Source organism: Mesorhizobium sp. WSM4822, from assembly GCF_055811155.1.
Genome location: NZ_JBVVQM010000017.1, coordinates 1 through 19,283, shown reverse-complemented (window position 1 = coordinate 19,283; position 19,283 = coordinate 1). Strand labels below are relative to the sequence as shown.

19 protein-coding genes and 1 tRNA gene are annotated in these 19,283 nt (G+C 62.1%); 12 read left to right on the top strand and 8 right to left on the bottom strand.

Annotated features, from left to right (window positions below; translation table 11 throughout):
• Nucleotides 1-12: 12 nt before the first annotated feature.
• The 6 genes from iolE (at nt 13) to phnN (ending at nt 4,852) form a co-directional block, all read left to right on the top strand.
• Nucleotides 13-930, top strand: coding sequence for a myo-inosose-2 dehydratase (iolE, locus tag AC0L3E_RS30100; RefSeq protein WP_127330503.1), 918 nt, complete (start codon nt 13-15; stop codon nt 928-930).
• 58 nt (nt 931-988) lie between these two features.
• Complete coding sequence (locus tag AC0L3E_RS30095; RefSeq protein ID WP_473606361.1) at nt 989-1,207, top strand: DUF3329 domain-containing protein; 219 nt, start codon at nt 989-991, stop codon at nt 1,205-1,207.
• A 192-nt stretch (nt 1,208-1,399) separates the two neighbouring features.
• Nucleotides 1,400-2,212 carry a 5-deoxy-glucuronate isomerase gene (gene iolB, locus AC0L3E_RS30090; protein ID WP_127382913.1) on the top strand — a complete coding sequence of 271 codons (813 nt, stop codon included), beginning with the start codon at nt 1,400-1,402 and terminating at the stop codon, nt 2,210-2,212.
• Between the two features lie 153 nt (nt 2,213-2,365).
• Nucleotides 2,366-3,073, top strand: coding sequence for a DUF1045 domain-containing protein (locus tag AC0L3E_RS30085; protein ID WP_473606359.1), 708 nt, complete (start codon nt 2,366-2,368; stop codon nt 3,071-3,073).
• 13 nt (nt 3,074-3,086) lie between these two features.
• The gene (locus tag AC0L3E_RS30080; protein ID WP_473606358.1) at nt 3,087-4,226 is read left to right on the top strand and encodes an alpha-D-ribose 1-methylphosphonate 5-triphosphate diphosphatase; all 1,140 of its coding nucleotides are present in this window, start codon (nt 3,087-3,089) and stop codon (nt 4,224-4,226) included.
• Nucleotides 4,223-4,852, top strand: a complete 630-nt coding sequence (phnN, locus tag AC0L3E_RS30075; protein ID WP_164748922.1) for a phosphonate metabolism protein/1,5-bisphosphokinase (PRPP-forming) PhnN — start codon at nt 4,223-4,225, stop codon at nt 4,850-4,852. Before AC0L3E_RS30080 ends, phnN begins: the two co-directional genes overlap by 4 nt.
• Nucleotides 4,853-4,861: 9 nt before the next feature.
• On the opposite strand, the gene AC0L3E_RS30070 is transcribed toward phnN, so the two are convergent.
• The 4 genes from AC0L3E_RS30070 to AC0L3E_RS30055 form a co-directional block, all read right to left on the bottom strand.
• Complete coding sequence (locus AC0L3E_RS30070) at nt 4,862-5,761, bottom strand: aldose 1-epimerase (RefSeq protein ID WP_473606357.1); 900 nt, start codon at nt 5,759-5,761, stop codon at nt 4,862-4,864.
• Between the two features lie 23 nt (nt 5,762-5,784).
• On the bottom strand, nt 5,785-6,780 hold the full coding sequence (locus AC0L3E_RS30065) for an ABC transporter permease (RefSeq protein ID WP_128289663.1): 996 nt from the start codon (nt 6,778-6,780) through the stop codon (nt 5,785-5,787).
• A 53-nt stretch (nt 6,781-6,833) separates the two neighbouring features.
• Nucleotides 6,834-8,372 carry a sugar ABC transporter ATP-binding protein gene (locus AC0L3E_RS30060; RefSeq protein ID WP_473606395.1) on the bottom strand — a complete coding sequence of 513 codons (1,539 nt, stop codon included), beginning with the start codon at nt 8,370-8,372 and terminating at the stop codon, nt 6,834-6,836.
• Between the two features lie 115 nt (nt 8,373-8,487).
• A complete protein-coding gene (locus tag AC0L3E_RS30055; protein WP_127330493.1) occupies nt 8,488-9,450 on the bottom strand; it encodes a sugar-binding protein in 963 nt (320 codons plus the stop codon).
• A gap of 576 nt (nt 9,451-10,026) precedes the next feature.
• On the opposite strand from AC0L3E_RS30055, the gene AC0L3E_RS30050 reads away from it, so the two are divergent.
• The 5 genes from AC0L3E_RS30050 (at nt 10,027) to AC0L3E_RS30030 (ending at nt 13,565) form a co-directional block, all read left to right on the top strand.
• Nucleotides 10,027-11,148, top strand: coding sequence for a LacI family DNA-binding transcriptional regulator (locus AC0L3E_RS30050; protein WP_473606355.1), 1,122 nt, complete (start codon nt 10,027-10,029; stop codon nt 11,146-11,148).
• A 145-nt stretch (nt 11,149-11,293) separates the two neighbouring features.
• Complete coding sequence (locus AC0L3E_RS30045; RefSeq protein WP_473606354.1) at nt 11,294-11,473, top strand: hypothetical protein; 180 nt, start codon at nt 11,294-11,296, stop codon at nt 11,471-11,473.
• A 126-nt stretch (nt 11,474-11,599) separates the two neighbouring features.
• Entirely contained in the window at nt 11,600-11,986 is a 387-nt protein-coding gene (locus AC0L3E_RS30040) for a hypothetical protein (RefSeq protein ID WP_473606353.1), read from the top strand.
• Nucleotides 11,987-11,997: 11 nt separating this feature from the next.
• Nucleotides 11,998-12,498, top strand: coding sequence for an ImmA/IrrE family metallo-endopeptidase (locus AC0L3E_RS30035; protein WP_473606352.1), 501 nt, complete (start codon nt 11,998-12,000; stop codon nt 12,496-12,498).
• 17 nt (nt 12,499-12,515) lie between these two features.
• Complete coding sequence (locus tag AC0L3E_RS30030; protein WP_473606351.1) at nt 12,516-13,565, top strand: beta family protein; 1,050 nt, start codon at nt 12,516-12,518, stop codon at nt 13,563-13,565.
• On the opposite strand, the gene AC0L3E_RS30025 is transcribed toward AC0L3E_RS30030, so the two are convergent.
• From AC0L3E_RS30025 to AC0L3E_RS30010, 4 genes are all read right to left on the bottom strand, one after another.
• Nucleotides 13,532-14,287, bottom strand: coding sequence for a sce7726 family protein (locus AC0L3E_RS30025; protein ID WP_473606350.1), 756 nt, complete (start codon nt 14,285-14,287; stop codon nt 13,532-13,534). The genes AC0L3E_RS30030 and AC0L3E_RS30025 overlap by 34 nt on opposite strands.
• Nucleotides 14,288-14,402: 115 nt before the next feature.
• A tRNA-Arg gene (locus AC0L3E_RS30020) sits at nt 14,403-14,479 on the bottom strand.
• Nucleotides 14,480-14,611: 132 nt separating this feature from the next.
• A complete protein-coding gene (locus AC0L3E_RS30015; RefSeq protein WP_473606349.1) occupies nt 14,612-15,538 on the bottom strand; it encodes a DUF1003 domain-containing protein in 927 nt (308 codons plus the stop codon).
• A 402-nt stretch (nt 15,539-15,940) separates the two neighbouring features.
• On the bottom strand, nt 15,941-16,822 hold the full coding sequence (locus AC0L3E_RS30010; RefSeq protein ID WP_473606348.1) for a D-alanyl-D-alanine carboxypeptidase family protein: 882 nt from the start codon (nt 16,820-16,822) through the stop codon (nt 15,941-15,943).
• A 424-nt stretch (nt 16,823-17,246) separates the two neighbouring features.
• Here AC0L3E_RS30010 and AC0L3E_RS30005 point away from each other — a divergent pair, with 424 nt between their 5' ends.
• Nucleotides 17,247-19,061 (top strand): methyl-accepting chemotaxis protein, encoded by a 1,815-nt coding sequence (locus AC0L3E_RS30005; protein ID WP_473606347.1) that lies wholly within the window; start codon nt 17,247-17,249, stop codon nt 19,059-19,061.
• The last annotated feature ends 222 nt before the right edge of the window (nt 19,062-19,283 follow it).

The window sequence follows — 19,283 nt, the reverse complement described above, 5'->3', positions numbered from 1 at the left end:
CGGAGTGACGACTTGAAAGCCAAACTGGGCATGTCCCCCATTGCGTGGTGGAACGACGATCTTGCGGAACTCAGCGATGACGTGTCGCTGGAAGAATGCCTGCGCCAGTCGCGCTCGGCCGGCTTCACCGGCATGGAGATGGGCCGGCGTTTTCCCAATGACCCCGAAATCATGCTGCCGATCCTGAAGGCCGCCGACGTCACGCTGTGCGGCGGCTGGTTCTCCGGCACGCTGGTCGATGGGGAGATGGCCGACAACAAGGATCGCATCCAGCCGATGATCGACCTGTTCAAGGCGGTGAATGCGCCTTGCATCGTCTATGGCGAGGTCGGCCGCTCGATCCAGGGCGACCGCTCGAAGCCGCTGGCGACCAAGCCGAAGCTGTCGGATGACGAGATGAAGGCTTACGCGAAACGCCTGACCGCGTTTGGCGAATGGTGCGCCGAACAGGGTATGCCGCTGTCCTACCATCACCACATGGCGGCGGTGGTCGAGACCGAGCCGGAACTCGATGCATTCATGCGCTATTCCGGAGCCGGCATTCCCCTGCTGCTCGATGCCGGACATCTGGCATTCGCCGGCGGCGACGTGCTGCGCGCCATCGACAACCATCATACCCGCATCAGCCATGTGCATGTGAAGGACGTTCGCATGGGCGTGATCGAAAAGCTCGATCGCACCAAACAATCCTTCCTCGACGCGGTGGCGCTGGGCGCCTTCACCGTGCCGGGCGATGGTTCGCTCGATTTCGGCGCCATCGTGCAGCGCTTCGCCGACCATGGCTATGAGGGCTGGTTCGTGGTCGAGGCCGAGCAGGACCCGAAGAAGAACCCGCCACTCAGGATGGCGCAGGTTGGCTACAAGGAATTGATGCGCGTCATGACCGCCGCCGGCTATACGGTCGAGACGCAAGGCTTTCCAAATGTCTAGTTTCCCAATGGCTGGTGCGACGGGTTCCCGGCGAGACCGATTGCTGTAGATTGGCCCTATGAAAGATTCCGAACACCCCTTCTTCCGGCCTTTGTGGCGGCGTGTCGCCATCGTCGCGGTCTGCGTCATCTGGTCGATCATCGAGTTCGCCACCGGTACGCCGTTCTGGGGCATGATCGCGCTCGGCTTCGCCGGCTACGCCGTCTGGCAGTTTTTTTATCTCTACAAGCCTGCTGACGAGGCGAAGTCTCCAGTCGAGCCCGAGCCGAAGGAGTAACTGATCGCATGCGTTGGCGACTAGCTTGCAGTGCTTCTCGTTTCGTCATCCTGGGGCGGAGCAAGGAGCGAAGCGACGCAGACCCTAGGATGACGAAGTTGGAAGAGCGCCGGCCGAAGATTTGCGATGGCCCTTTCAAACAGGCGGCTTGGCTTCACGGAGTCCTTCAAGCCAACGGAATAGGAGACAAAAATGTCGAAGCTGCTCGTCAAAGCCGACAAAGGCCTTGGCCGCGTCGCCCATGTGACGCCGAAAAGCGCCGGCTGGACCTATGTCGGTTTCGACCTGCATCGGCTGAAGCCCGGCGAGAGCGTCTCCGGCAAGACGGAGGATCGTGAAGTCTGCCTGGTGTTCGTCACCGGCAAGGGCAAGGCGTCAGCCGGTGGCAAGGAGCTCGGCCTGCTCGGCGAGCGCATGTCGCCCTTCGAGGGCAAGCCGTGGTCGGTGTATGTGCCTGAGGGTTCGGACTGGTCGGTGACAGCGGACACCGGACTGGAACTCGCGGTCTGCTCGGCGCCGGGCCTTGGCGGCGGTCTGCCGGTGCGGGTGATCGCGCCGGACGACCTCGGCCAGGAGGTGCGCGGCAAGGGCACCAACACCCGCTACGTCACCAACATCCTGCCGGAAGGCAAGCCGGCCGATTCGCTGCTGGTGGTCGAGGTGATCACGCCCGGCGGCCACACGTCGAGCTATCCGCCGCACAAGCACGACCAGGACAATCTACCCGCCGAATCCTACCTCGAGGAAACCTACTATCACCGCCTCAACCCGCCGCAGGGTTTTGCCTTCCAGCGCGTCTACACCGATGCCGACAAGAATGGCCACCGCGCGCTCGACGAAGCGATGGCGATCGAGGATGGCGATGTCGTGCTGGTGCCCGAGGGTTATCACCCCTGCGCCGCCTGCCACGGCTACGACCTCTATTATCTCAACGTCATGGCAGGGCCGAAGCGGACGTGGAAATTCCACAACGCGCCCGAGCACGAGTGGTTGATGAAGGCCTGATCGGTCGCTGCGTGAGCACTCGCTCCCTGGTCCAGCACGAAAAAATCGTCGGCTAATGACCCCGCCGCAGCGTTTTGTTACCTGAAAGCCAGCAAGGCTTCGTCAATTCGTCATGGAAATCACCTATGGCAGCGAAGCTGACAAGGACTTTCCATGCGCTACGCCCTCTATTTCACCCCCCGGCAGGACGAGCCTCTGGCGCGGATCGCCGCCGACTGGCTGGGCCGCGACGCGTTCGGCGCCGCGACGAGGCCGGTCGAAGCGGTGGCGGACCTGTCGGCGGCGGAAGTCGCTTTCCACACCGCTTCGGCGCGCCGCTATGGCTTTCACGCAACGCTGAAAGCCCCCTTCCGCCTGGCTGCCGACGAGACGGAAGCCTCGCTGCGCGCCGCACTCGACCAATTCGCCGAGGCGACGCCGTTGGTGACCATCCCGCGTCTCGTGGTCAGCCAGATCGACGGCTTCTTCGCATTGGTGCCGGAAGGGCCAGTGCCTGCGCTCAACCGGTTCGCCGATGACGTGGTGCGCGATTTCGACCGGTTTCGCGCACCGCTGAGCGAAGCGGAAATCGAGCGGCGCAGCCCGGATTCGCTGAAGCCGGCCGAGTTCCGCAATCTCTGCCAATGGGGTTATCCCTATGTCTTCGAAACCTTTCGCTTCCACATGACGCTCTCCGGCCGGGCGGGGTCACAGGAAAGCCCTCGTTTGCGCGCAGCGATCGACAGCCTGTTCGCGGAAGTGCTGCAACAGAAGGTGCTGGTGGATGCGCTGACCTTGTTTGTCGAAACCGAACCGGGTGCACCGTTCATGGTGCTCTCGCATCACGCGCTCGGGCGCCGCCCGGCCAGAAAAACCGCCTGAAGGACTGCCTGAAATGACCGCCGAGACTGTTCTCCACAATGCCCGCATCGTGCTTGCCGACGAGATCGTCGAAGGTTCGCTGGTGCTGCGCGACGGCTTTATCGCCGGCATCGAATCCGGCATCAGCCGCATCGGCGAGGATATGGGCGGCGACTATATCATTCCCGGGCTGGTCGAATTGCACACCGACCATCTCGAAGGCCACTACGCGCCGCGGCCCAAGGTGCGCTGGAATCCGATCGCCGCCGTGCTCGCCCATGACGCGCAGGTGGCGACCGCCGGCATCACCACCGTGCTCGACGCCTTGCGCGTCGGCATGGACGAAGACGCCGACCTGACATCGGCCGACATCCGCAAGCTGGCCGACGCTATCGAGGACAGTGTGAAGCAGGACCGTCTGCGCGCCGACCATTTCATCCACCTGCGCTGCGAGGTTTCGGCACCGGACTGCCTCAGGGCTTTCGCCAATTTCGACGACGACGAGCGGGTCAAGCTGGCGTCGCTGATGGACCATGCGCCAGGCCAGCGCCAGTTCGTCGATCTCGAGACTTATGCCTACTATTACCAGCGCAAGCTGAAGCTGACCGATCGCGACTTCAAGCTGTTCTGCGAAAAGCGGATGGCCGAATCGGCGCGCAATTCGGCGCCGAACCGGGCGGTGATATCAGCCGCCTGCCAGGAGCGCGGCATCGTGCTGGCCAGCCACGACGACGCCACATCAGGCCATGTCGACGAGGCGATCGAGCAGGGCGTGCGCGTCGCCGAATTCCCGACCACGGAAGAGGCCGCCAGGGCCTCGAAAGAGGCCGGGATGGGCGTGCTGATGGGCGCGCCCAACGTCATGCGCGGCGCCTCGCATTCGGGCAATGTCTCGGCCCGTACGCTGGCCAGCGACGGCCTGCTCGACATCTTGTCGTCCGACTACATTCCCTTCAGCCTGATCCAGTCGGCGTTCTTCCTCGGCGATGTCGTCGAAGGCATTTCCCTGCCGCAGGCCGTCGCCATGGTCTCGAAGAACCCGGCCGATGCGGTTGGCCTGACCGATCGCGGCGTCATCGAACAGGGCCGCCGCGCCGACCTGGTGCGGGTGCGCGTCGACGACCATGTCCCGGTGGTGCGTACCGTGTGGCGGCAGGGAAGCCGGGTCGCATGATGGTGTCGGCGTCGATCGAGCGGGAATTGTCGGCCGAGACGTTTCCGATCCGCGATGGCGTTTTCGTCGCCGTCGTCGGCCCAAGCGGCGCCGGCAAGGACACAGTGATCGGCTACGCCCGCGCCCGCTTTGCCGATGAGACAAGGCTGGAGTTCGTCCGCCGCGTCATCACGCGGCCGAGCGATGTCGCCAGCGAGGACCACGACACGCTGGCCGATGCCGCCTTCGTCGAGGCCGAAGCCGATGGCGCCTTCGCCATCTCCTGGGAAGCGCACGGCTTGCGCTACGGCATCCCCGCCGATGTCGACTGGTCCGTCGCCAATGGCCGTGTCGCTGTCGCCAATGTGTCGCGCGCGATCATCCCCTCCTTGCGCGAACGCTATGCCAATCTGGCCATCGTCGAGATCACCGCCTCGCCTGAAGTGCTGGCCGAGCGTCTGGCGATGCGCGGCCGCGAGTCACGCGGCGAAGTGCTGGCGCGGCTGGCACGCAGCGCCAATGTCACTCTGTCCGGGTCCGGCGTCACCTCGATCGACAACAGCGGCCCGCGCGAGGCGGCCGGCGAACGCTTCGCCGAGGTGCTGCGCAAGGCGATGGCTTTTTCCGACATGTCGGGCCTGATCTGAAATAGGCCTTCAGGCCCCAAGCGCGAAGGGCGTGAACGAGACGGTGCCGGCGATGCTTTCACCTGGGGCGAGCACGATGGCGCCCTCGTCCGGATCGCTCCATCCGCCCCGGTTGAAAGCACCGGAGGCCATGGTCTGCGGTTCGACGCAAAAGTAAGGCTTGGCCGGGTCGGCGTACAGCATCAGGTGCTTGAAGATCGGATCGGCCTTGATGCGCAAACCCGCGCCGCGCGCCGGAAAGCGAAGCGTCGCCTCACCCGTCCAGCCGCCATAATCATTGTTGCGCCAGCCGGCGGGTAAAGGCCGGCCCTCGGCGAAGTCGAGTTCGGGCGCAAGCGCTATCGGATCGCCGGCGATGCCTTGCGGTTCCTCCAGATAGAACCGCGCGGCCTTGAATTGCAGCGTGACGTCCGGGTCGCGATCGAACCAGGGATGCAGGCCGAAACCAAACGGCATGGAAACCGGCCCCGTGTTGGTCAGTGTCATGGTCACGTCGAGGCCTTCTTCGGACAGCACGAAAGCCTGCGTCGCGTGATAGGAGTAGGCTTCGAGGCCGGCTGCGATATCCAGCGACAGCGTTGCCTGGGCGTCGCCCGCCACAGTGACAGTCCAGGGGTGTTTCCAACCGCTGCCATGCACGTTGATGGCTTCGGGCGGATTGTTGGGCTGGACTCGCCAGCGCATCGCTCGAAACTCGAAGGTGTTTCCGGCGATGCGGTTGGCGTAGGGGGTCATCGGGAACATGGCGACGCCAAGCACATTGCCGGCTTCGCGATCATGGTCCGAGAGCCTGCGCATGAGATCGATGCCGCGCCAGCGCAGCGCGCCGAGGCTGCCGCCGATTTGCGGCACCAGTTCGGCTTCGAGCGCGCCGGCCCTGAGCGTCAACGGTTCAGGAATTGCAGCCATCGCCCGCCATTCGCCGCGAGGCGCTATTCCGCGGCCGCGCCGGCAGCGCTTTTGCGGGTGGCGTCGACCATCAGCCGCCGTTCCCGGAACACGCCCCATTGCTGGTCGACCAGCACGCCGATGAGGATGACGCCGCCCATCACCGCGAAATTGAGCGAGGACGGGATGCCGAGCAGGTTGACGAGGTTCTGCAGCTCCTGCAGCAGCACCGTGCCGAGGATGACGCCGATCAGCGAACCTTCGCCGCCGCGCAGCGAAAAGCCGCCGAGCACGGCTGCGGCGATGGCGTAGAGTTCGTAGAACTGGCCGTGGCTGGCCGGTGAGATCGAGCGCGTGTACATGGCGAAATAGATCGCCGACAGCGCCGTCAGAACGCCGCAGATGACATAGGCGGCGATGACGACGCGGCCGGTGCGGATGCCGGAATATTTCGCCGCCTCCTCGTTCTTGCCGATGGCGTAGAGATAGCGGCCGAACACCGAGCGGTGCAGCACCACCCACATGATGATGGAAATGACGATCAGCGCGATGAAGCTGTTGGGAACGCCATAGGAGCGCCCGGCGGTGAGGAATTCGAGGTCGGGAAAATTCTGGCCGAAGGCAAAACCCGCGGTGCCGTCGGCGGTGTAGAAGCGGGCGACGCCGCGATAGATCAGCAGGCCGCACAAGGTGACGACGAAGGGCTGCAGCTTGAGCCTTGTGATCAGCCAGCCATGCGCCAGGCCGATGATGGCGCCAAGCACCAGGATGAGCACGAAGGCCAGCGGCCATTCCATGCCACGCACGGCGATGAAGTCGATGAACAGTGTGCCGAGCAGCGCGACCACCGAGCCGACCGACAATTCGATGCCGCCGGTGATGATGACGAAGGCTTGGCCGATCGACAGGATGCCGAACAGGCCGATCAGGTTCGAGGTGTTGGCGAGGTTGATCGGCAGCAGGAAGCGCGGATTGATGATCGCCACGATCGCCCCGACCACCAGGATCAGGATCAGCAGGCCGAGATCTTTCTTGCTCATCGTCTTCTCCCCAATGCCTGAGCGGATCGCGCTTGAGCGAGACCCCGGCAAAACTACTTCGGCTGCTTGCCCACCGCCAGCAGCAGCACGTTTTCCTGGCTGAACCGATCCTTGTCGAGAATGCCGGAGATCTGGCCCTCATGCATGACGGCGATGCGGTCGGACACGCCGATCACCTCTTCCATGTCCGACGAGATCATCAGCACGGCGACGCCGGCATCGGCGAGCGCCCGCATCAGCCCGTAGATTTCCGCCTTGGCGCCGATGTCGATGCCGCGCGTCGGCTCGTCCAAAATCATCACTTTGGGGTTCATGGCCAGCCACTTGCCGAGCACGACCTTCTGCTGGTTGCCGCCCGACAGCGTGCCGGTGCGCGTCTGCACCGAAGGCGCCTTGATGCCGAGATCCTTCTTCTGCTTCTCGGCGGTGGCGGTCTCGGCGCTTGAGGACACCAGCGAGCGGCGCGCATGCGCCGGCAGATTGGGCAGGGAAATATTCTGCGCGATCGACAGGTCGAGCAGGATGCCGGTGAGCTTACGGTCTTCCGGCACCAGGAAGATGCCATGCGCGACGGCGTCGGCCGCGGACGCCAGCGCAAGCGGCTTGCCGTCGAGTTCCAGCGTGCCGCCAAGCTTCGAGTCGATGCCGAAGAACACCCGCGCCAGCTCGGTGCGGCCGGAACCGACAAGGCCGGCAAGACCGAGGATTTCGCCGCGCCTGACGTCGAGGTCGACCGGCCGGCCGGGATAGGCAGGTGTGCGGATGGCCTTGGCCGCAAGCGCTACGGCGCCGGGCGCCCGCGCCGCTTCCGAGGCTTTCTCGCGCTCCTTCAGCATGCGGCCGATCATCAGCTTGACCATCTGGTCGTGGCCGATGTCGTGCTTGCCCAGCGTACCGGCCAGCATGCCGTCGCGCAGCACGACGACGCGGTCGGCGACGCGCTCGACCTCGTGCAGGCGGTGCGAAATGAAGATGACGCTGATGCCGTCGGCCTTCAGCGCCTTGATGACGTCGAGCAATTTGTCGGTTTCGGCGAGCGGCAGGCTCGACGTCGGCTCGTCGAGGATGACCAGCCTTGCCTCGATCGACAGCGCCTTGGCGATCTCGACCATCTGCTGCTGCGCCAGCGACAGGGTCGCAACCGGCGTGTCGGCGGAAAAATTGGCGCCGACGCGCTTCAACAGCGGCGCCACCATGGTGCGCAGCTTGGCGCGGTCGACGAGTTTCAGCGGCCCGGCGCGCAACGGCTCGCGGCCGAAGAAGATGTTGGCGGCGACATCGAGATTCTCGAACAGGTTGAGTTCCTGGTGGACGAAGGCGATGCCCGAGCCCAGGCTGGCTTCGACGGAGAGCCTGTCATGCGCGGTGCCGTCGACGGTGATCGTGCCGCTGTCGGGCGTGGTGACGCCGCCGAGGATCTTCATCAAGGTCGATTTGCCGGCGCCGTTTTCACCGACGAGGCCGATGACCTCGCCCGGCCTGACCTCCATGGAGAAGCCGTCGAGCGCGACGACGCCCGGATAGGTCTTGCGCACGTTCTCGAGGCTGAGGAACGAGCTAGTCGCGACGATGGATGTATCGGAATAATTCATCATGCCTGACAGCGATTGGCGGGCCGACCTTTTGGCAGACTGACGATCCGCGTGCGGTTCGTCAATGCGAGCAGCCGGCCCAAGCGACGTTGAGCCGGCTGAACTGCTTCAAGTCTTAGTTTCCAGACATCGCCTTCAGATTGGCGGCGTAGGCGTCGACGTCATCCTTGCCGATGATCTTGGTCGGGATGATGATGAGGTTGCCTTCCGGGATGCCCGACTTGTCGCCCTTGAGATAGGCCGCCATCAGCTTCATGCCCTGATAGGCCCATTCGAAGGGCTGCTGCACGACGGTTGCGGCAACGGTGCCTTCCTTGACGCCGCCCAGCGTGATCGGATCGTCATCGAAACCGACGACGGTTATCGAGCCGAGCTTGCCGGCGTCGCGCAGCGCTTCATAGATGCGCGGCGTGTTGTAGGAGTAGAAGCCGACCATGCAGGTGACGTCGGGGCTGGCGACCAGCGCGTCCTCGACATTCTTCTTGGCGCGCGCCTGGTCGATGTCGTCGCCGCGCACGTCGATCAGCTCGATCTTGGTGCCGGCGAGGCCGTCCTTCATGCCCTGGATGCGCTCCTTGGCATTGTCGGCGCCGAGCAGGCCGACGAAGCCGAGGCATTTTCCGCCATTGGGCATCGCCTTCTTGGCGATTTCGGCCGCCTGCTTGCCGGCGTCGACATTGGACGAGCCGATATAGGCGACGCGCTTGGTCTGCGGTGCGTCAGAGTCGGTGGTGAACAGCGCCGTTTCCGAGGCGATCTTGTTCAACCCATCGGTCGAGGTCTTGGGATCGACGGCCGAGACCATGATGCCCTTGACGCCTGCGGTCACCAGATCGTCCATCAGCCGCTGCTGGATGGCGACCGAGGACTGCTCGGGATATTTGAGCTCAAGATTGTAGTCGGGCAGTTCGCCCTGCGCCTTCTTGACGCCGGCTTCGGCGGCCTTCCAGAAATCGGAAGCGCCGTTGACGACGAAGGCCAGCGTCGGCTTGTCTTGGGCGCGCGCGATGGCCGTGGCCGACAGGCCAAGCAGCAGCGCGGTCGCGGCTACGGATGCAGTTCGTATCAAGGATTTCATGTTCAACCTCCCGTTTGGCTCAGTCGTTGGACCGGCCGATCTTGCATTAACCTGATTTTGGCACTGACCTGATTTGCCGTTTGCAGCGTGGACGCCCTCCTCCTCAAAGGGGTTCCCGGCACCGAAGAATGGCGTCGTTCCAGCCACGATCATGGACCTTAAAGACTCATCCTTCGTTCGTAAATAGTCCGATTTGTCTGACATATCACATATGCGAGACAAGGCTTGCGGAGGTCGTATCCGCTCGCCACCGGGCCATTTTTCGTACTCTCCCGCCGCCCCGGACCTGACCGGCCGGACGCGACGGATTGACGGTACAGCGCATTTTTGTATTAGTAAACTGTATTAGTTTTGAGGCAATATCAGCGGTTTCGATGCGTATACGTCCACGAGCCGTCGCCACCGCTGAGCCGCAGCCCAAGCCTTTCGCCCTTTGAGTTTTGGGTTGTATGGAGATCCGTGGCGGATGGACCTCCGGTATACTAATAGTTATAAACGGCTTTGACGTTATCTCTATATACCGACGGCGTCACACCACCTTGCCGGCCTGACCGGCCTGCCAGACTGGGATTTGCCATGAGCGAGACGACGGATCGGGCCAGCGACACGGCGAGGCGGCGCAAGGCGCCGGCCAAGGGCGCCAAGGGCCGCGTCACCATGATCGACATCGCCAGGGCCGCCGGCTGCTCGCAGGCGACCGTCTCCTTCGTGCTCAACAATTCGCCGGGGATCAAGCTGTCGCAGCAGACCCGCGAGCGGGTGATCGAAGCCGCGCGCGCACTTGGCTACGCCGCGCCCGCTTTCGAGGCCCTTCACCCGACGTTGCCTGCCTTCGGGGGGGCCGCCTTCGAAGGGCTGGACGGGGTGATCGGCTTCGCCGTGGACCAGCTCGCCACCAGTCCGGAAGCCGTGGTCGCCATCGAGGGCGCGCGCCAGGCCTCGTGGAATGCCGGCAACGTGCTTCTGGTGGCGCAGACGCTGGGCGATTCCGTCATGGAACCGCGCGCCATTTCGGCGCTGACCAAGCGGGGCATTTCGGCGCTGATCTACATGACCATCTTCACCCGCGAGATCACGGCGCCCGATTACCTCTACGGCCTCGACATCCCCGTGATCCTGCTCAACTGCTACACATCAGACTACGCCTTCCCCGCCGTGGTGCCGAGCGAGATCGCCGGCGGCCAGAGCTCGACCCGGCATTTGATCAGCCACGGCCACCGCCGCATCGCCACCATCACCGGCGAGCCGTGGATGCAGGCGGCCCAGGACCGGCTGAAAGGCTACCGCCGCGCGCTCGCCACCGCCGACATCCCGTTCGATCCCGACCTGGTGGTCGAGGGCGACTGGTCGGCCAGCGCCGGCTATGCCGCCACCGTCAAGCTGCTGGCGCTCAGGGACAGGCCCACCGCCATCTTCTGCCAGAACGACCGCACAGCCATCGGCTGCTACGAAGCGCTGAAGGAAGCCGGCCTGCACATCCCGCAAGACATTTCCGTGGTCGGCTACGACGACGAGGAAATCGCCAGGCATTTGTTCCCGCCGCTGACCACCTCGATCCTGCCGCACATGGCGATGGGCCAATGGGCGATCGAACAGCTGGAGGCGCCGGCGGCGCCTGGACGCGGGAGGTACCCGATCACGAAGCTGGAGTGCCCGCTGGTGGAAAGGGAGAGTGTAAGGGCGGTGAAGGCTGGTTGACGGCGGTGCGGCTGGCAACGACTATCGCATAGTCCGAACCGAGCTGTCGCGTCGTCGACAGGGCATACGCCACCTTTCCGGAAGTTGTCGCAGCGCTCGGAGGCTCAAAGGACCAGCTTTCGACTTCACCATCGTTCGAACACTGATGACGCGACCATCACCGGTGATGCAGTTGGACAACTCCATCGACCGGGTCATCCCCGCGCAACAGGCGCGCGCCAAAAAAGCCTGCGCGAAAATCTTCGAACATGCATGGCAATCCCTGGACGTAAAGCAGGATGAGCTGGGTGCATATCTGCGCCAGTCCGCATCTAGATCCTCTTGACGACAGTCCGTCGAATGTGAACATAATGAGAACACAGCGTCGAAAGAGAATCGTGCGAGATAGAGAGCAAACTGATTACCTGCCAATTTTCGTTTTAGGGCTTCTCGCCGGGGCCGTTCTCATTGCATGTATTCTAGTCCGCATAAAGATAGCGCCGGAACAGATTCAGAGTTTGAACATGTCGTATACCGACTTTATAACAGTGATGCTAACGGCGGTAACTGTAGTGATAATTTGGCTATATTTATAGCCATACTGGCTATATGGGGTTATTCGCAGTTTCAGAAATTAACAGAGACTGCCTCGCAGAATCACTTAGAAAAAATGCTGATCGATAGCCCATTCGCCAAACGAATTGAGGCGGTAATAATTCAGCATGTATCCGAACAACTCCAGCAGGGGCAATTACGTAATCTATTGGCCGAGCGAGTTGATAGAATAATATTGAATGACGCATCTTCACGCGCGGAGAAGGATCCGGCACCACCAGAAGAAAAGCCTTTTACTGACTGAGGAGAGCCAAAATGATGAGCCGAGAATGGCATTCTTTAGATGACGGGATACTGGCGATAATTCAAGCTCATCAGGACGGAGCACCTATTCGCTTATCGGCAATCGCTAACGCATTAGGCGTCAAGGTGGTTGCTACAACGTTACCTAGCGGGATTTCTGGAGAGATTAGGCCGGACCCCGACAATGCTGGGCAGTTTGTCATCAAGGTCAATAGGAATGACTCAGCGCGTCGGCAGCGTTTCACTGTTGCACATGAAATCGGGCACTATCTCCTGCATAGCGACCAGATTGGGGACGGGATTACGGATGACGTTCTGTACCGCTCTGAAATGTCAGATCGGCGCGAGGCGCAAGCCAACAGAATTGCTGCTGACCTATTGATGCCCCAACACCTCGTTGATGATTGGTTGGATAGGGCAAGGACACTTAAGGTTGACAACGTTGTTGGTTTCCTTGCTGATAAGTTTAACGTGTCCGAGGCTGCGATGAAGATTCGGCTGGGCATCCCATAAGATAAGGCATGTAAATCATGGATTTTGGGGCATTTGGTTACGTTCCAATTCTCGGAGTTCGCCCCTCAGAGATGCAGGCTATAGAGGAACTGTCGCCCCAAGTTAAGGCAGGCCTGCTTCCTTTTATAATCCTTCAGCCTTGGGCTACCGCGAAGGAATTCCCAAGCACGATAGCCAAGGTTTCCGCCTGTACTTCCGGTAAGCCGATTATTGTTGATCTGACGGATGAGATCTTCGACGGAAACAAAAGGCCGGTGCACGACGTTTTCGACGCGTTGCGAGACTCCGAAGGTGGGTATTTGGCTTGGCGTAACTTGATCGATGAGAATCCAACGTTCACTCCTACGGTCCAACTCAACGATCCGAAGGAGCTGGTGCCTCAGATCAGGGCATTCAAAGCGATGGGCCGGGGCGTTGTAATTCGCCTTCATGAGCAAATTTTCTCTCTCTCGGCAGATATCGCAAAATTATTTAAGGGATATCCTTCTAACGAGGACGTGTATTTCATCCTCGACTTTCAGCGCCAGGACAAGAACATCCTGAATAAGGCGCTGATTGCAACCAATATATGCAAGGCCATACGATCCGAACTGGCTGATTGCTATATATCTGTGTCGGCGTCAACATTTCCCACATCGTTCACGGGAATAGTCGAACAAGAGATTTTCGAACGAAGCTTTTATAAGTTGGTCGCAGAGCAAATTGGCCAAACCCACAATATCTATTGCGATCGCGCCAGCGTTCGAGCGGAGAAGCAAAGCGGCGGTGGTGGGAGTCCAGCACCTAGAATCGACAATGCCTTTTCAACCAAATGGAAATTTTTCCGGGAAGCTGACGAAGAGGATCGCGACGAGGCCTATCAGCTCGCTGCAAAACGCGCCACCAAGTGTCCAGATTGGAAGGATATGGGCATTTGGGGTACTGAGATGATCAAGAAAACTGCGGTCGGAGAGGAGAACGCGATTTACTCACCGAAAATGTCAACCTCAGCTCGCATCAACATCCACATGCACATGCAGTCGGGCGCGGACGATCAACCAACCGAAATTGAATGGAGCGATCTCTGAACGCCCATGGCTTGGAGAGTCTCTTTCGCCTGAAGCCTCCACAATTCCCAGAAGAGTTGTTGTTTCTCTTTCTTTTCGATCACATTGATTCGTTCCGGAGCAAAACGGCTCAAATGAAACATCTCTTTGTTGGAGACATTTCTTCTACCCACGCGATTCCAGAAATTGACAGACGTCTCGGAAAACGTCTGGATGAACGATGCCGTGACTGCTTCGAAGATGAGTTCCTGGGAAAGCTCTTGTGCAAGTTGCAGGAGTACCGTCTTCTTCACCGACGCACCGACGGGAACTCCCGCTAGCTTCTTTAGTTCGCTCATAGTTAGCAATCTGAGGCCAACAGATTTTATTTTTGCTCCCTGCTCTAGCGGTTCCCGCCATATCTCGATCGAACCCGATTCGCCTATGGCGAATATGCGAACGTCAGGTGGAGCAATGTCTACAGCGGATGTTAAATGTTTCTCATCAGCGACAAGTATGACCTCGTCAAAGCACGACGTGTATACATCAAGCTGAGGCTTTAGGCGAGCCAGCGTGTCATGCTTGCTCTTAATCTCGATACCAATCAGCTTTGACCCGTTATAGACAGCAAGATCGGCCCGCCGTCCCGTCGAGCCCAGAACATATTCAGACGCAACGATCGAACGGGAATCAATGATTTTGCGCTTCCGCAACACGTTCAGGACATCGCATTTTATCTGTGACTCGTAGTATTTGCCTGTCATGGAAAGGTACCTGTCAGAGACTGAACGAAACAATAGACACGCGCCACCAAGGGACCCTTAACAACATGGCTTGGTAGTGAAATTTTTCAAATTTGGCATCGCGGATTGCCTTAACTGGCGCACCCGACAGGATTCGAACCTGTGACCTCTGCCTTCGGAGGGCAGCGCTCTATCCAGCTGAGCTACGGGTGCTTTCCGGAATCCGGAAAACGAACCAGCCGGTGAACCGGCAAGTCACGGCTTCTTAGCGGAAGCGGGCGCGGGCTTCAACGGGCAATTGGAGATTGGCGCAGCGACTTGGGCCCGGGGCGCCCAGGCTGCGGCCTATGAGGTTTCCGCCCCCGCCTTCACCGTCCGCCTTCCGCGCACCGCGCGCTTCGGCTTCTTCGCGCCCGCCAGTTCGTGCATCGCATCCAGCTGCATCTGCTGCATTTCGGCGAGCCGCGTCCATTGGCGCGAGATGAGGTAGTCCAGTTTTTCGTGCAGGTGGCGCACTTCGAGCTCGGCCTTGAGGTTGACGCGGTAGTCGTTGAAGGAGCGCAGGCGGTCCTTGGACTCCTGCCGCCGCTGGCTCATCATGATGATCGGCGCCTGGATGGCGGCGATGCAGGAGAGCAGCAGGTTGAGCAGGATGAAGGGGTAGGGGTCGAAGGCGGCGCTCATGCCTTCGAGCAGGTTGATGCCGATCCACACCAGAAGCACGCTGCCGAACGAGATCAGGAACCACCAGCTGCCGCCGAAGGCCGCCATGTTGTCGGAGACGCGGTCGGCGAAGGTCCGGTGCTCTTCGAACTCCTCCTCCGAGTTTTCGGAAATCGTGTCCTGCCTGGCGATCGATTCGACCACCTGGCGGTCGAGCTCGGAGAATTCGCCGTGCTCCTGTTGCAGCAGCTCCTCCATGTAGCGCATGCGGTAGCGTCCGAGCTCGGCACGGCTGATGCGGGCGCCGGCCGGCAGGTCGGGATGGTCCGAGCGGATGCGGTCGGCGAGGCTCGGGCGCAGCGTGTCGATGCGCACCAGATCGCGCTTGCGGAATTTGCGGCCCGAGATCGCCGACGGTTTTTTCTTCGGCTTGCCACGGTGGGCGCCGGGGCCCGCGGGTTCGGAGTCCGGCACTTCGGGCGTCTCGAAGTGCTCGTCCGATACCGGACCGGCCTCCAGCTCACTGAGGGTCGGCGCCTCGAAATATTCGCCGCCGCTGTCGTGCTGGTTGTCTTCCGGTTGCTCGGGCGTTTTGGGGACGGTGCTCATGGCGGGCTCCTGATGGTGCTGGGCGACGTATGCCGCAACATCGCCAGCATCGCGACGGATTTCGTGGGACTACAAGTGTTTTTGATCGCTTCCCGACTTCGTCATCCACGGGCGGAGCGGGAGCGAAGCGGACGCGCAGACCCCTGGAGCTGCTTCGCGGCCCAAGGGATCCATGCCGCGACCTGCGAGTGTCGCTTGCGGTGAAGAACTTGCCCGATGTTGGCGCCAATCACCCCCCTCTGTCCTGCCAGCGTGCGCAAGGTTCTGCACCGTGGTGATGCGTTTGGAGTCCCGGCATGGATCCTCGGGTCTGCGCCGCGTCGCTACGCTCCTTGCTTCGCCCGTGGATGACGAAGTGGTGGGCGGCAGCCGTGCACCCAGACGCGAACCGCGCCGCGGCCACTACTGCTCGGCGAACATCAGCCTTGTCTTCGCGCCATCCATGGTCGGCGACAGGCTGCGCTGGATCAGCGCTTCGACATGGTCGTTGCGCTGGCGGGCTGAGTCGGCGCCCATCACCACGACGATCAAATTGCGGCCGTCGGCATTGTAGGAGGTGACGATGTTGAAGCCCGAGGCCCTGATGTAGCCGGTCTTGATGCCGTCGACGCCGCGCACGCGTCCGAGCATGTCGTTATGGCCGCGCACCAGCCGGCCGCGGAACATGAAGTCGCTTTCGGAGAAATAGTGGAACTGCTGGGGAAAGCGCCGATGCAGCGCCATGCCGAGCACCGCCATGTCGCGCGCCGTCGTCATCTGGCCACCGTCGGGCAGGCCGGAGGCGTTGCGGAAAATGGTGCTGGTCATGCCGAGCTGGCGCGCCCTGGATGTCATCATGGCGGCGAACTGGTCCTCCGAACCGCCGAGATATTCGCCGACCGCCACGGCCACGTCGTTGGCGGATTTGACGACGATGGCGCGGATCGCGGAATCGACGTCGATGCTCTCGCCGCGCCGGAAGCGCAGCTTGGTCGGCGGCTGCGAGGCGGCATGGTCCGAAACCGGGATCTGCGTCTGCTTGCTGACGCGGCCGGAGTCCAGCGCCTCGAACAGCAGATAGAGCGTCATCATCTTGGTCAGCGAGGCCGGGTAGCGCTGCGCCGTCGAGCTGACCTCGAACAGCTGCTTGCCGGTCCTGGCGTCGACGACGATGGCCGCATATTTCTGCGCCGGCGCCGGCACGGCCAGCACCGAGTCCGGCGGCGTCGTGGCGCAGCCGGCAAGCAGCACCAGCAGGGCGAGTGCCGCAAAAAATCTCTGGATGAGCGGAAGGGGGTTGTACAAGGGCAAGTCTGTTCTGGGGTCGGCTGTTGCTGAGATGCGGCGAAGCTAACGTAACGCATGTGATGCGTCCATTTGGTTAATGGCGGCAGCAAGGCATTTGCCCAGGTTTGCGCAATTTTCAGAGCTTGGCGCCGCCCCTCATCTGGCTGCCGCCATCTTCTCCCCGTGAACGGGGAGAAGGACGCTCTCCTCGACGGGTTCGCCAACCGCCGGCGTCGCAGAGTGAACGCCAACGCCGCGGCATCTCCCTTCTCCCCGTTCACGGGGAGAAGGTGCCGGCAGGCGGATGAGGGGCAGCGCCGGCGTCGGCTATCGGCCCCGCCGAGCATCTGCCCCGAAAACGCCGGTTTTCCCGTGTCTTTCCTTGCCAGGGCCGCGTTTCCCGTGGGAAGGGGCGTGGTATCCGAGGGCTTGGGGGCTTGGCATGACGAATATCGGGGCCGGGGGCGCTGCGCCCTCGCTTATCAAGGCATCGCTCAGCCGCACCGGCAAATGGGCCGGCAGCGTCGCCTTTATCGGGGGTGCCGTATCAGACATCCTCAATCCGCTGGCGCCGTTCGCCGCCTATATCGCGCTGATCGCCGCGGTGGCCGCAATCATCATCGCCATTGCCATCGTGCTCAGGCTGGTGCTGGCGGCCAAGGCACTGCCGGCCTTGATTTTCGCCACAACAGCGGCTGCCGTCGCCAGCGGCGTCTACGGCCTGCAGCAGCAGACCAACGCCCAGAACGGGGTGATCGCAAGCCTGGTGCCGGCCATTGCCGGGCTGCAGCAGTCGATGGGGATCGTGTCCGAAAAAGTGGCCAGGATCGAGCAGACCGTCACGCAGACGCAAAAGACGGTCGAACAGGTCAAGCAGACGACCGACACGGTGGCGAAAAAGGCCGACGAGATCGCCTCGACCCAGCAGCAGCAGACGCAGCAGACGGCGGAGGTGCAGAAGACCACCGACGAGGTGAAGAAGCAGACCGAGACGCTGGCCGCCGGCCAGGCGCAGCAGCAGGCCCAGACCGAGAAGCTGCAAGAAACGACGCAGCAGATCGCCGCCTCGATCGACACCATCGCCAAGGGCTTTGCCGCCTTGGCCGCGCAAGGCGGGGCGATTGCCGAGCCGAAGCGGCCGGACGAATTCTACCACAATGCCCGCGTCTACGAGCTGTCCGGCGACATGCTCAACGCGCGGCGCTCCTACCTCGCCTTCGCCGGTTTCGATGTCGACGCCATCGACCCCTACACGCGCTTTGCCACGCTGCTTCGGGTGCAGGACGGTAAGGCCGGCGCGCGCGAAGTGTTCGGCGCGCTTGCCGACAAGGGCAAGGCGCTGTCGATCAAGCTTGTGCATATCCAGCAGTTCGACGACGCCCAGCGCCTCGACAAGCTCAACGCCTTCATATCAGCCAATGCGGATTTCGCGCCGGCCTATTTCCTGCTGGCGCAGGAGTTTTCGGAAGACCGGCTCGGCGCCCAGACGCTGGCCGACAAGCGCAACGAGGCCAAGGCGCTGACCAGGTTCGTGTCCTACGAGAAGGATGGCGGGCTGCTCAAATATTTCGTCGACCAGACGCAGCTGGCCGACTGGCTGGACCGCAGCCGCAGCCGGCTGGCGGCACTCGGCGACGTGCTCGACCCCGCCCGCTTCGTGCCTTCGCTGACGCCGATGCGCTCCAACCAGGGCTGGTCGATGACCATCTCGCTGCCGGAGCCGGCGACCGCCATCTCCTGGCGCATGGGCGACAGCGGTCCGTTCACCGACACCGGTTTCCTGGCGATGAACGATCAGACGACCGGCAAGCCGATGGCCAATCCGAGCTTCGAGATGCCCGACAGCACCGTGGCCGGCATTATCGCCATCAAATATCTCGACATCAGGGGCCGCGAGACCGGCCCGTTCGACATCCGCTTCGACCCGGAGACAGCGCTCCAGCAAGGCAACAAGCAGATCCTCGACCAGTTCTGGACCTCGTGGATCGCTTTCGATGCCAGCGGCAATCACGGGCTGGTCTATTTCACCCAGATGCTGTCCTACCGCTGCGCCATCAAACAGGTGCATTACAGCCTGAACGGCGCGGCGCTCGATAAGGAGATCAAGATGCCGCCCTGCGACAAGAAGGACCCTTACGCCATCCCCTACGACTACCAGCCCTATTTCAAGGTCGCCGACAGCGTGAAATCGATGTCGGTGCAGGTCACCTACACCGACGACACCAAGTCGCCGGTGCGGGAATACAAGCGGCAGTAGAGGCGCCCACCCTCCCCCTTGTGGGGAGGGTCGATCCGCCCAGCGGATCGGGGTGGGGGTAACGCCGGCGCCAGGGCCCCCCCCCCCCCCCCCCCCCCCCCGCGGCGGCGGCCGCGCGCCCCCCCCCCCCCCCCCCCCCCCCCCCAAGGCGCCACCGTCGGCGGCTTCCGCACCATGGTCGAGGCCGTCGCCATGCGCACCTTCGGCCTCGGCGGCGATTCC

Bases quoted from the DNA above. Each gene is read 5' to 3' on its own strand.
- AC0L3E_RS30095 (WP_473606361.1), top strand. From the start codon at position 989: ATGAAAGATTCCGAACACCCCTTCTTCCGGCCTTTGTGGCGGCGTGTC.
- iolB (WP_127382913.1), top strand. From the start codon at position 1,400: ATGTCGAAGCTGCTCGTCAAAGCCGACAAAGGCCTTGGCCGCGTCGCC.
- AC0L3E_RS30085 (WP_473606359.1), top strand. From the start codon at position 2,366: ATGCGCTACGCCCTCTATTTCACCCCCCGGCAGGACGAGCCTCTGGCG.
- AC0L3E_RS30080 (WP_473606358.1), top strand. From the start codon at position 3,087: ATGACCGCCGAGACTGTTCTCCACAATGCCCGCATCGTGCTTGCCGAC.
- phnN (WP_164748922.1), top strand. From the start codon at position 4,223: ATGATGGTGTCGGCGTCGATCGAGCGGGAATTGTCGGCCGAGACGTTT.
- AC0L3E_RS30070 (WP_473606357.1), bottom strand. From the start codon at position 5,761: ATGGCTGCAATTCCTGAACCGTTGACGCTCAGGGCCGGCGCGCTCGAA.
- AC0L3E_RS30065 (WP_128289663.1), bottom strand. From the start codon at position 6,780: ATGAGCAAGAAAGATCTCGGCCTGCTGATCCTGATCCTGGTGGTCGGG.
- AC0L3E_RS30060 (WP_473606395.1), bottom strand. From the start codon at position 8,372: ATGAATTATTCCGATACATCCATCGTCGCGACTAGCTCGTTCCTCAGC.
- AC0L3E_RS30055 (WP_127330493.1), bottom strand. From the start codon at position 9,450: ATGAAATCCTTGATACGAACTGCATCCGTAGCCGCGACCGCGCTGCTG.
- AC0L3E_RS30050 (WP_473606355.1), top strand. From the start codon at position 10,027: ATGAGCGAGACGACGGATCGGGCCAGCGACACGGCGAGGCGGCGCAAG.
- AC0L3E_RS30045 (WP_473606354.1), top strand. From the start codon at position 11,294: ATGACGCGACCATCACCGGTGATGCAGTTGGACAACTCCATCGACCGG.
- AC0L3E_RS30040 (WP_473606353.1), top strand. From the start codon at position 11,600: ATGTATTCTAGTCCGCATAAAGATAGCGCCGGAACAGATTCAGAGTTT.
- AC0L3E_RS30035 (WP_473606352.1), top strand. From the start codon at position 11,998: ATGATGAGCCGAGAATGGCATTCTTTAGATGACGGGATACTGGCGATA.
- AC0L3E_RS30030 (WP_473606351.1), top strand. From the start codon at position 12,516: ATGGATTTTGGGGCATTTGGTTACGTTCCAATTCTCGGAGTTCGCCCC.
- AC0L3E_RS30025 (WP_473606350.1), bottom strand. From the start codon at position 14,287: ATGACAGGCAAATACTACGAGTCACAGATAAAATGCGATGTCCTGAAC.
- AC0L3E_RS30015 (WP_473606349.1), bottom strand. From the start codon at position 15,538: ATGAGCACCGTCCCCAAAACGCCCGAGCAACCGGAAGACAACCAGCAC.
- AC0L3E_RS30005 (WP_473606347.1), top strand. From the start codon at position 17,247: ATGACGAATATCGGGGCCGGGGGCGCTGCGCCCTCGCTTATCAAGGCA.